The organism is Longimicrobiaceae bacterium (genome assembly GCA_035696245.1).
GTDB lineage: Bacteria > Gemmatimonadota > Gemmatimonadetes > Longimicrobiales > Longimicrobiaceae > DASRQW01.
Window position 1 is genome coordinate 1 of sequence record DASRQW010000343.1, and the last position, 10,930, is coordinate 10,930.

Annotated in this window: 11 protein-coding genes; 10 read left to right on the top strand and 1 reads right to left on the bottom strand. The window is 70.8% G+C overall.

Annotation, left to right across the window (positions count from 1 at the left end; genetic code table 11):
- Positions 1-244 (top strand): hypothetical protein (locus VFE05_15820; protein ID HET6231541.1); only part of this gene is annotated, 244 nt, incomplete at its 5' end.
- Between the two features lie 53 nt (positions 245-297).
- On the top strand, positions 298-579 hold the full coding sequence (locus tag VFE05_15825; protein HET6231542.1) for a ubiquitin-like small modifier protein 1: 282 nt from the start codon (positions 298-300) through the stop codon (positions 577-579).
- Between the two features lie 166 nt (positions 580-745).
- Here VFE05_15825 and VFE05_15830 read toward each other — a convergent pair whose 3' ends face one another.
- On the bottom strand, positions 746-1,945 hold the full coding sequence (locus tag VFE05_15830) for an AAA family ATPase (protein HET6231543.1): 1,200 nt from the start codon (positions 1,943-1,945) through the stop codon (positions 746-748).
- Between the two features lie 503 nt (positions 1,946-2,448).
- Here VFE05_15830 and VFE05_15835 point away from each other — a divergent pair.
- The 8 genes from VFE05_15835 to uppS all read left to right on the top strand — a co-directional run bounded on the left by VFE05_15835 (position 2,449) and on the right by uppS (position 10,579).
- Positions 2,449-3,885: an NAD(P)/FAD-dependent oxidoreductase gene (locus tag VFE05_15835; GenBank protein ID HET6231544.1), complete on the top strand. Its 1,437-nt coding sequence runs from the start codon at positions 2,449-2,451 to the stop codon at positions 3,883-3,885.
- A 385-nt stretch (positions 3,886-4,270) separates the two neighbouring features.
- Positions 4,271-5,356, top strand: a complete 1,086-nt coding sequence (locus VFE05_15840; GenBank protein HET6231545.1) for an alpha/beta fold hydrolase — start codon at positions 4,271-4,273, stop codon at positions 5,354-5,356.
- Positions 5,353-6,387, top strand: a complete 1,035-nt coding sequence (locus VFE05_15845) for an amidohydrolase family protein (GenBank protein ID HET6231546.1) — start codon at positions 5,353-5,355, stop codon at positions 6,385-6,387. The genes VFE05_15840 and VFE05_15845 overlap by 4 nt, the downstream gene beginning before the upstream one ends.
- Positions 6,388-6,403: 16 nt before the next feature.
- Positions 6,404-7,252, top strand: a complete 849-nt coding sequence (locus VFE05_15850; GenBank protein ID HET6231547.1) for a hypothetical protein — start codon at positions 6,404-6,406, stop codon at positions 7,250-7,252.
- On the top strand, positions 7,249-8,577 hold the full coding sequence (locus tag VFE05_15855; GenBank protein ID HET6231548.1) for an ectonucleotide pyrophosphatase/phosphodiesterase: 1,329 nt from the start codon (positions 7,249-7,251) through the stop codon (positions 8,575-8,577). Before VFE05_15850 ends, VFE05_15855 begins: the two co-directional genes overlap by 4 nt.
- 96 nt (positions 8,578-8,673) lie before the next feature.
- Positions 8,674-9,291 (top strand): hypothetical protein, encoded by a 618-nt coding sequence (locus VFE05_15860; GenBank protein ID HET6231549.1) that lies wholly within the window; start codon positions 8,674-8,676, stop codon positions 9,289-9,291.
- 34 nt (positions 9,292-9,325) lie between these two features.
- Positions 9,326-9,664 carry a transcriptional regulator gene (locus VFE05_15865; GenBank protein ID HET6231550.1) on the top strand — a complete coding sequence of 113 codons (339 nt, stop codon included), beginning with the start codon at positions 9,326-9,328 and terminating at the stop codon, positions 9,662-9,664.
- Positions 9,665-9,700: 36 nt separating this feature from the next.
- Positions 9,701-10,579, top strand: coding sequence for a polyprenyl diphosphate synthase (gene uppS / locus VFE05_15870; protein HET6231551.1), 879 nt, complete (start codon positions 9,701-9,703; stop codon positions 10,577-10,579).
- Positions 10,580-10,930: the final 351 nt, after the last annotated feature.

Genomic DNA, 10,930 nt, shown 5'->3' on the forward strand with positions numbered 1-10,930 from the left:
CCGCGACGCCGGCGAGAGCTGGGAGCCGCTTACCGAGGGCCTGCCGCAGCAGGACGCTTACGAGACGGTGCTACGCGACGCGATGACGACCGACGGGCACGCGCAGGCGGGCATCTACTTCGGCACGCGCAACGGCAAGCTCTTCGGCTCGGCAGACGCGGGCGACACCTGGCGCGAGATCAGCGACGCACTGCCGCCCATCGTGTGCGTGAAGGCCGCGGTGGTCGGCAACGGCGCGTCGTAGCCGCAGCACGGAGCCGATCCCCGGCTTCGGCGAACCGATTCAGGAGACGTGAGATGGGAATCACCGTGGCGCTGCCGGGCGCGTTACTGCCGTACGCGGGCGGACGCTCGGAGGTGACGCTGGAGGACGGCTGCCGCACGGTGGGCGACGCGCTGGGTGCGCTGGCCGCGCGCCACGCGGGCGTGGTGGACCGCGTGATGGACGAGAGCGGCGCCGTCCGCCAGCACGTGAACGTCTTCGTGGACGGCGACAACATCCGCTTCCTCGACGGCCTGGACTCCGCCGTCGCCGACGGCAGCACCATCACCATCTTCGCCGCCGTCAGCGGCGGGTGAGGCGGGACGGTGGATGAAAGGCGGATGATCGTTGCTGACGGAGGGAGCCGGGCAGCGCATTTCCCGTGATCGCCGGATGGATTTTCGATGGATGAGGAACGGCCCGTTTCGCGAGGATGCGAGGCGGGCCGTCTGCTGGTTATGCGAAGATCGGGTTGCGGGCCGTCTATTTGCGTTTGGTCGCGCGTTCCGGTTTCCACTCTGGTATGGATCGTCGCATGAACTCGTCGAACATGGGAACGGTGAAGGCCGTATCCCCGAAGGACGGGCTATAGATCATTCCTTTGCGTATCAACCCGTTGCGGAGCGGGGCCATCGCGGTCACGGCGGCGCCGAGCACGCGCGCGATGTCGCCCGATCGGTGGGGTCCGGGACCGAGCTCCGCCATCGCACGCACGTAGTCGCGCTCGCGCGGGGTGAGGCGGTCCAGCCGGACGCGAAAGAACCCGGTATCGAGTTCCTTCACCGCTGCCTGCGTGGCTTCGGCTACGTCGGTCGAGCCGATCGGGGAACCGGAGGCCGTGTCCCACACTCGATAGCCCCACTCCTGCAAGAAGTAAGGGTAGCCCCGGGTGCGCTCCACGATCTCGCCAAGGGCCTCGGAGTCGATGTCCGCCCCTTCGCGCCGGATCGGCTCGCGGATCGCCTCCTCGGCGGCCTCGCGCGAAAGCGGCCCAACCTGCGGATAGGCGAACAGCCGCTCCGCGTAGGACTTGGCTTCTCCCGCGAGTGCGGCAAGCTGGGGCAATCCGGCGCCGAACATCACCAACGGCAGCCCCTTCTGCCCTACTTTGTGGATCGATACGATGAGCGCAGCAAGGTCCTCGGCGGACAGGTACTGCACTTCGTCGATGAATAGCACCACCGTCTGGCCACCAGCCCGCGCCGCCTCCGCGACAGCCAGCAGCACCTCGGGAAGATCGGATTCCAGACTGCCGGAGTCCGCCGTGCCGGTTGCGGCCTCGACGCCGAACTCGATGTCTCCCACGGAGATCTTGAACGCACTCGTGAATGCGCGGAGAATCCCCAGCGCCTTGACGGCGAGAGCTTGCGCCCGCTGGGATCGGCTCCACTGGAAGAGCATCTTCCGCAAAGGCGGTACGAGCATCTCGGCCAGCCGCCGGTTCTCCGGGGCCTCGAGCGTAATGGTCTGATACCCCTTCTCCTCGGCGATCTCGGCGATCCGGTTCAGGAGCACGGTCTTCCCGACTCCACGAAGCCCAAGAAGCATCTGGCTTCTGGCCGAACGTCCGTTGGCGATCCGCTCCAGCACCACGGCGGCATCGTCTACGATCTTGTCTCGCCCCGCCAGCTCGGGCGGCCGGGTTCCCGCCCCCGGCGCAAACGGATTAGATGCTGGATTCATAAATCCTATTCAGATCTTTGGAGGTTTATCGGTTCGTGAGATAAACTAGATAAACTCTACATACAACGCAAGTAGGGGTGCGTCGGTTGGCGACAGACGTGACGAGGATGCCTGCGTAGCAGCGGATCCCATCTACCGTGACAAAGCGGGTTTCTCGCGGCCGAGCGGGTGTGTGGCAGCGCCTCCGATTCGCGGCTCGCACGACGTTAATGGAACAACGACATTCCGAAGCCGTGTCGCACGCCTCGGCCATCCACCCGCTCAGCCCGCGGTGGGCGCCGAAGTACTGCGCGTCGTCTTCGCCGGGCATCCGCAGTCCGTTCTCGGGATGGACGGGCATATGTCTGCGCGATTCTCCCGCGTTCGCAGCTTGAACGGCGGACCAGCTGACGGGGGCAGAGCGGCATGGCAAGCGCGGGCGCTTTCCCGGAATGCATCGCGCGGGGTATTCTATGGAAAGCACGCGGGCGGCGGCGGTCACACCTGAACGGCGAGAGGCGGCGATGGCAGCGGACACGCGCACCTATCGGATTCCGCACGTGGTGATCGTGGGCGGCGGCTTCGGCGGCCTGCAGGCGGCGCGGGCGCTGCGGCACGCGCCGGTCACGCTCACGCTGGTGGACCGCCGCAACCACCACCTCTTCCAGCCGCTGCTGTACCAGGTCGCCACCGCCGCGCTGTCCCCGGCAGACATCGCCACGCCCATCCGCAGCGTGCTGCGGCGCCAGGCCAACGCCGAGGTGCAGATGGGCGAGGTGGAGACGGTGGACACCGCCGCGCGCGAGGTGGTGCTGGGCGACGGGCGGCGCCTGGCGTACGACTTCCTGATCGTGGCCACCGGCGCGACGCACGCGTACTTCGGCCATCCGGAGTGGGCGCCGTTCGCGCCGGGGCTGAAGACGGTGGAGGACGCCACCGAGATCCGCCGCCGCTTCCTGCTCGCGTTCGAGGCGGCGGAGCAGGAGCCCGACCCCGAGCGCCGCAGAAGCCTGCTCACCTTCGCCGTGGTGGGCGCCGGGCCCACGGGGACAGAGATGGCGGGCGCGATGGCGGAGATCGCGCGCCACTCGCTCATCCGCGATTTCCGCCACATCGACCCCAAGACGGCGCGCATCATCCTTCTGGAAGGCGGGCCGCGGGTGCTGACGGCGTACGACCCCTCGCTCTCCGAGAAGGCGAAGTGCGCGCTGGAGAAAATGGGCGTGGAGGTGCGGACGGGCGCCATCGTCACCGGCATCGACGTGGAGTCGGTGCACGTGGGCGGCGAACGGATCCCAGCGCGCAACGTGGTGTGGGCGGCGGGCGTCACGGCGTCGCCGCTGGGCAAGGCGCTGGGCGTGCCCACCGACCGCGTGGGCCGCGTGCTGGTGCAGCCGGACTGCTCCATCCCCGGCCACCCGGAGGTGTTCGTGGTGGGCGACCTGGCATCGCTGGCGGGCAGGGGCGGCCAGCAGCTGCCCGGCGTGGCGCAGGTCGCGATCCAGCAGGGCCGCGCGGCGGCGGAGAACATCCGCCGGCTGCTGAAGCACCAGCCCACGCAGCCGTTCTCGTACTTCGACAAGGGCAACCTGGCCACCATCGGGCGGCGGAAGGCGCTGCTGCAGACGGGGAAGATCAAGATCTTCGGCTGGATCGCCTGGATGGCGTGGCTGTTCATCCACATCTTCTTCCTAATCGGCTTCCGCAACCGCATCAGCGTGTTCGTGCAGTGGGCGTGGTCGTACCTCACGTGGCAGCGCGGTGCCCGCCTCATCACCGGCGACGTGGGCCCGGAGCTGGCGCCGCCCGGCCGCCCGCTCGGCGCCCCGCACCCGGGCAACCGCCGCGTCGCCGAGGCCCGCCAGGCCGAAGCCGGCGGCACCACGGCACCGGCCGACGACGAGTCCCCCGGCTACATGAGCGGCGACCGAGACCAAGCCGCCGCCCCCGGCGCCAAGTGACGTTTCGGGAGATGCGGAGCGAGCCCGGCCTGGGGGTCGGACCCGCGGCAACGACTGCGCAAAACCCGCAGGCGGGAACCAGTTGCGGATGCCGGGGCCTTGTGCATTTGGCGGAGTGCTTCCGCATTCGGAAGCACCTCGGATGCGATGAATCGCACCCCTACACGCCGCGCCGTCCCTGCGAGGAGCAGCGTTTCACGGTTCGGCACAGGAGTGTAGACGACCGCGCAGTTCCTTCCTCGACCCGCCCCCCCGCAGCGCGAAGCGCGAGTCGCCACCGCTCCGGCGGCGAGGCGTCCAATCGTAGAGCGCGGAGCCCCCAGCATCTGTGGACGGCGTGCCTTCCCCCGCTTGCGGGGGAGGGCAGGCGAGTGGAGCGAGCCGGGTGAGGGCCCCTCTCCACCACCGCCGCGCCCTGGCCACCTTCGGTCGCGCAGGCGTCTCATACGAGCGCATCCGCTACCCTCGCGCGGACGCGTTGGGCGATGTCGCCGCGTTATGTCTGACGCCGTCCGCATCGCCCGTCGGACGCGTGGTCGTAGCCCACGGCGCGGGAAATGACGCGCTGTTTCCGCTGCTCGACATCTTCCGTGCGCTGGTGGGGGGCGGGTTCGAGGTGTTCGCGTTCGACCTGGACGGCCACGGCTGGGAGAGCACCACGTGCTTCTCGGCAGATGCGGTTCGCACCGCGATTCCCGCCGCGCTGGAGCAGGCACGAGCTGGCCGTCCTCCGCTTCCGATCTTCCTCCTCGGCCACAGCCTCGGCGGCGCGCTCGTCCTCTCCGCACTCGGCGCATCGGTGGATGGCGTCGAGGCGGCGGTCGTGCTGTCCGCGCCCGTGAGCGTGGAGTTCTCGCTGCGCAGCTCGGCCGCGGAGCTGTGGCGGTTCTTCCGTCGCGAGACCTGGACACAGCGGGCCGGCTATGGGTTGTGGGGCGTGGTCCCGGCCGTCGGCTTGCTGAAGCGCCGCGCGTATCCGTTGCGCCTCGCCGCCGAAGCCGCGGGCTCGTTCGGCTACGTCCGTACGATCCAGAACCTCTTGGCGGATCTCGACATCGCCAGGGCCGCGCGCCGCATCCGCATCCCCGTGCTACTGGTGTACGGCGGTCACGACGCGCTCGTGCCGCCCGCGCAGGGCGACACGCTCGCGGACGCGATCCCGCGCGCCGAGCTGGTGCGCCTGCCGCACGCGTCGCACTACGGCGTGCCCGTCGCGCGGGAGACGCCGCGCATCGTCGCGGGCTGGCTCGCCGCGCGCGTCGCGGAGCTTTCGGATGCGGAGGATGTGGACCGCCCTGCATCTCCCGGCAGTGTTGCGACCGATGAAGCATCGCCCCGCCACACATCTCCCGAACCGATGGACGGCGTGCTTCCCCGGCGGTTGGCCGTCGAATCGGTATCTCCCGAAGCCGGGTCGTGTGAACGGGTTGCGGTTGATGCGGGGCGGGTCGAGACGATGGGGGCGCGGTGAAGATCGACGTTCACGCGCACCTGGCGGGGGTGGGCACGGGCGGGTCCGGCTGCTGGCTGTCGCCGGCGTTCGCGGCACGGCCCACCGTGCGCTTCCTGCGCTGGTGGACGGGCATGCGCGACGAACGTATGCGCGAGGATGCCGACGCGGAGTGGGCGGCGCGCCTCGCCCGCGGCGCGCGCGAGGGCGGGCTGGACCGCGTGGTGGCGCTCGGCTTCGATGGCGTTTACGGACAGGACGGCGGGCTGGACGAGGCTCGTTCGCAGATGATCGTGCCGCCGCGGTGGGTGTTCGAGGCGTGCCGCCGCCACCCGGAGCTGCTGCCAGGCCCCGCCGTGAACCCCTTCCGCCGCGACGCGCTGGAGCGGCTGGATGAGTGCCTGGAAGGCGGCGCCGTGTTGGTGAAGTGGCTCCCCGCGACGATGGGCATCGACCCGTCGGACTCCCGCATCTCCCCGTTCTACCGGAAGATGGCGGATGCGCGCCTGCCGCTGCTGGTGCACTCCGGCGGCAGCGAGCGCACGTTCGCCGAGGTGGAGCCGCGCTTGAAGGACCTGACGCTGCTGCGGCTTCCGCTGGAGATGGGCGTGCCGGTGATCGTGGCCCACACCGGCGTGCCCGTGCTCCTCTCCGGCGACCCGGACCAGCTGCCGCTGCTTCGGGCGATGCTGCGCGAGTTCCCGCACCTTTGGGTGGACAACTCCGGCATCTCCAACCCCAGCCGCTTCCTGCACCTCCCCCGCCTCGCCGCCGACGCGGAATTCGTCTCGCGCACGCTGTACGGGAGCGACTTTCCGGTGCCCACGAACTCCTTCTACTACCTGCGGCAGCTGGGCGCGCGGACCGTGGCACGGCTGGAGCGCGAGCGGAACCCGTTCCGGCGCGACGTGGATATGAAGCGCGCGCTGGGCTACCCGGACGAGACGCTGACGCGCGCCGCGGCGGTCCTGCCCAACCTGCACCGCTGGGGCGCGGCCTTGCCGGGAGATGCGCCAGCCGCGAGCTTCCGGGCCGTTCCGGACGACATCTGAAGCACGAAAGAGCCGCATGACCGAAGGATTCCGAGCCGCGAGCCGCCTGCTCGCGGCCTTTTTCGCCGCACCCCTGCTCCTCGCGCCCGCCCGCGCCGCCGCCCAGCTGCGCCCGCTGGAGCCGGTGGAGTGGCGCGTCTTCCAGGGCGCGAACGCATTCTCGGTGGAGGTGGGGGGCGCCGCGTTCCGCGACCAGCGCGCGAGCCTGGCCGGCACGGAAGGCGACCTGATCGAGGCGGCGAACTTCACCGTCGCGTGGCGGACGGGACGCATCTCGCTGGAGGCGGCGGGCACGGGGCAGCGCTTCTTCCGCGACCGGCGCCGCTACGCCGCGCCCGATCCCGACGGGCACGTGGACCCGTCCATCGGCCCGCGGCGCCACGACTCCGGCGACTACCGCATCTCCACCGCGGTGCGGCTCACGCCGGACGCGTCGCGCGTCGCCGCGCTGCTGCGGTTCGGCACGCGGCTGCCCACGACGGACAACATGACCGGGCTGGACCGCGACGCCACGGATTTCTTCGCCACCGTGGGCGCGCGCGGCACGCGAGGCCCCCTCGCGCTCTCGGCCGAGGCCGGGCTGACGATCGTGGGAACGCGGCGGGCGGACTTCGAGCAGGACGACCTTCTCGTCTACGCCGTGCGCGCGGAGTACGCGGGCGGGCCCGTCACGCCGACGCTGACCGTGCTGGGCCAGCAGAGCGGATCGGAGCACCGGCAGATCCGCGGCAACGAGAACCTGGGCGAGGCGCGGCTGGGGCTGCGTGCCGGCACGCGACGCACGTTGCGGGTGGAGCTGGTCCGCGGCTACACGCCGGTGAGCCCCAGCACGGGCGTGATCGTCGCCGTCGGGACCGTCCGTTGAGCCGGGAGATGCGCGGCGGCTCCGCGGCCCGGCGGCTTCTCGCGGTGCTGGGAATCGCCTCCGTCGCGGCGGGATGCCATCCATCTCCCGGCCCGTCCGCCAGCTGGCCGATGCGCAGCGACACGGCGCCCGCGAGAGAGAACTCGCCCGCGCAGACGTCCAAGCCCTACGTGGTGATGGTGTCGTTGGACGGCTACCGGTGGGACTATCCCGAGCGCTACCACACGCCCGCGGTGGAGCGGATCCTGGCGACGGGCGCGCGGGCCGAGGCGCTGGTGCCCGTCTTCCCCACGAAGACGTTCCCCAACCACTACTCCATCGCCAGCGGCACGTACACGGAGCACAGCGGCGTGGTGGGGAACGAGATGTACGATCCCGCGTGGGACCGCCGCTTCCTCTCCTCGCGCCCGGAGACGAGCACCGACTGGCACTGGTACGGCGCCGAGCCCATCTGGGTCACGGCCGAGAAGCAGGGGATGCGCACCGCCGCGTTCTACTGGCCCGGCTCGGAAGCCGCGGTGGGCCGTGTTCGGCCCACGTACTACAAGACGTACGACGCCGCGGTCCCCGACACCGCGCGGATGCGTGCCGTGCTCGGCTGGCTGTCGATGGAGCCCGCGCGGCGCCCGCACCTGGTGCTCGCCTACCTGTCCGACATCGACGACCAGGCACACAAGCACGGCCCCGACGCACTCGAGGTGGCCGAGGCCGCGCGGACGGTGGACGGCGCGCTGGAGATGCTGTTGGACGGAATCGCCCGGCTGCCCATCCGCGACAGCGTGAACGTGCTCGTCGTCTCGGACCACGGGCTACAGCAGGTGGATACGGCGCGGATCGAGTACCTGGCCGATTCCGCCGAGCCGGGCGACAGCACGCGCGTGGTGGTCGCCGGGCCGTACGCCCAGCTCTTCTTCCGCGGGGACGCCGCGCGCGAGGAGCGCGTGTACCGTGCGCTCGCCGCGGGCATGCGGCACGCCCGTGTGTACCGCCGCGCCGACATCCCCGCGCGCCTGCACGTGCGCGAGAGCCGCCGCGCCGGCGACGTGCTGGTGATCATGGACCAGGGCTGGATGGTGGATACGCGGCGCCCCACGAAGGCCCGTGCCGCCTGGCAGCTCAACCAAGGCAACCACGGCTACGACCCGCAGGTGCGGACGATGCACGGGATCTTCCTCGCCACGGGCCCCGCCTTTCGCCCCGGTGCCACCGTGGGCCGCGTGGAGAACGTCAACGTCTACCCCCTCATCGCCCACATCCTCGGCCTCCGCCCCGCCCCGCACGTCGACGGCCGCCTCTCCGCCCTCCGCCCGCTCCTGCGACGTTAGGATCCGGCGGGGGGAGGTAGTCGGACAGTGGCATCAAACCTGCTTTGCATCGCAAAGCGCTTGACGAAGGGCTTTCGACTCACCATCTTCCCAGACATGGCAAAAGTCCACCCGATCCGCCCGCCGGTAGAGGAACCACCGCTCGAGCTGCACGCTCGCGCGATGGACAACCTGCGCTTCATTCGCGAGACGATGGAGCGCGCGGGAAGCTTCACGGCGGTCTCCGGCTGGGGCCAGGTGGTGATCGGCTGCGTGGCGCTTGCCGCCGCCGCGCTGGCCGGGCGGATGGGGCCGGGCGCGGGCTGGCTCGCCCTGTGGACGGCGGCGGCGGTCCTGTGCGTGGGCATCGGCGTGGTGTCGACTGCGTGGAAGGCGCGCGCGGCGAAGGTGCCGATGCTGTCCGGCCCGGGCCGCAAGTTCGCGCTCAGCCTGGCGCCGCCGCTGGTGGCCGGCGCGGTGCTCACCGCGGTGATGTACCGGGCGGGGATGGGTGCCATGCTGCCGGGCACGTGGCTGCTGCTGTTCGGCGCCGGGATCGTGACGGCGGGGTCGTTCTCGGTGCGCGTGGTGCCCGCGATGGGCGTCTGCTTCATGGCGCTGGGCGGGGCGGCGCTGTTCGCTCCGGCGGGGTGGGGCGACGCCTTCATGGCGGCCGGCTTCGGCGGGCTGCACGTGGTGTTCGGGACCGTGATCGCGAGGAGGCACGGTGGGTAGGGCCAAAGAGGCACCCCGCAACGGGGAGGAGAGGATGCCGACGGGACTCACCAGCGTGGCGGGCAACCCCGAGGCGGGTGCGCCCGACTTCGACCGGCTCATCCACGAACGCGTGCGGCTGGGGATCGTGAGCGCGCTGGCGGTGAACGAGTCGCTGGCGTTCAACGAGCTCAAGGACATGCTGCGCACCACCGACGGCAACCTCAGCGTGCACGCGCGCAAGCTGGAGGAAGCGGGCTACCTGCACTGCACCAAGAGCTTCGAGGGCCGCGTGCCGCGCACCGAGTTCCGCCTGACCCGCGACGGGCGACGCGCGCTGGAGCAGTACCTGGACCACATGGAGGCGCTCATCCAGTCGGTGCGCGACCGCTGAGCGGCACCCCAAATTTTTTTGCCAGGATACTTTACGATGCAAAGAGCTTTTCAGAAAGCGGGCTTCCCCGGCATCCACGCGGCCGTGATCATGGACGGCAACGGACGCTGGGCCACGGCGCGCGGCCGGCCGCGGGCGATGGGTCACCGCGCGGGCGCCGCGGCGGTGCGGCGCGTGGTGGAGGCTGCGCCGGAGCTGGGCATCGGCACGCTCACGCTGTACGCCTTCTCGGCGGACAACTGGGGGCGGCCGCCACGCGAGGTTTCCGCGCTGATGCGGCTGTTCCGTGCGTACCTGGCGGCGGAGACGCAGCGCTGCCTGGAAAGCGGGGTGCGCATGAGCGTGATCGGGCGGCGCGACAGGCTGCCGGGCGTGCTCGTCCGCTCCATCGCCGCAGCGGAGGAAGACACCGCCGTGGGCACCCGCCTGCACCTCCGCCTAGCGCTGGACTACTCCGCGCGCGACGCCATCGTCCGCGCCGCATCTCTCGCACTCGCATCTGCATCCACGTCTCGCGGCGCATCTGCCGGTTACCTCGCATCTCCCGCATCCGCTGATCCCGTTCGATCCATCGAATCCGGCGGATCGCGGTGGATGGGCGGCCGTTCATCTACCGGAAACGTGGGGGAGATCGGGACGGGGGATGCAGACGCGGTCGCGCGGGCGGAGTTCGCGCGGCGGCTCGGCGCGGCGATGCACGCGGGGGAGCCGGCCCCGGACGTGGACCTGCTGATCCGCACGGGCGGCGAGCAGCGGCTGAGCGACTTCCTGCTCTGGGAGTGCGCGTATGCCGAGCTGCTCTTCTCGCCGCGCATGTGGCCGGACTTCGACGCCGACGCGCTCGCTGAGGCCGTCGCGGAGTTCCGCGGCCGCGAGCGCCGCTTCGGCCGCGTCCCCACCGCCGCCGCAGGCTGACGCGCGTCCGGAATCTCCGAGGCCGGACGCGACCTCGGGAGATGTGGTGCACGTAGATGGGACGGATTCGCGGATCGAAGGTGGAGGGCGCTGAACGGCTGGCGTGAGATGCGGGACGACGGATCGGCCGCGCGAGCGGGTGCAGTCGAGGAGGGCGGCGGGTGATCGGAAGGGGATCGGAAGGGGATCGACTGAACGGCGCCGAGGACGAAGGATGAGCGAAAAGCAGGTCGGTGGAGATGGAGCGAAGCGGACACTCACCTCGGATGGGAGATGGGATGATGGACCCGACTTTCAACGTGCAGGGCAGCGCCGCGCTGGGCGTGCTTGCCTTCCTGGGCACCGGCGCGC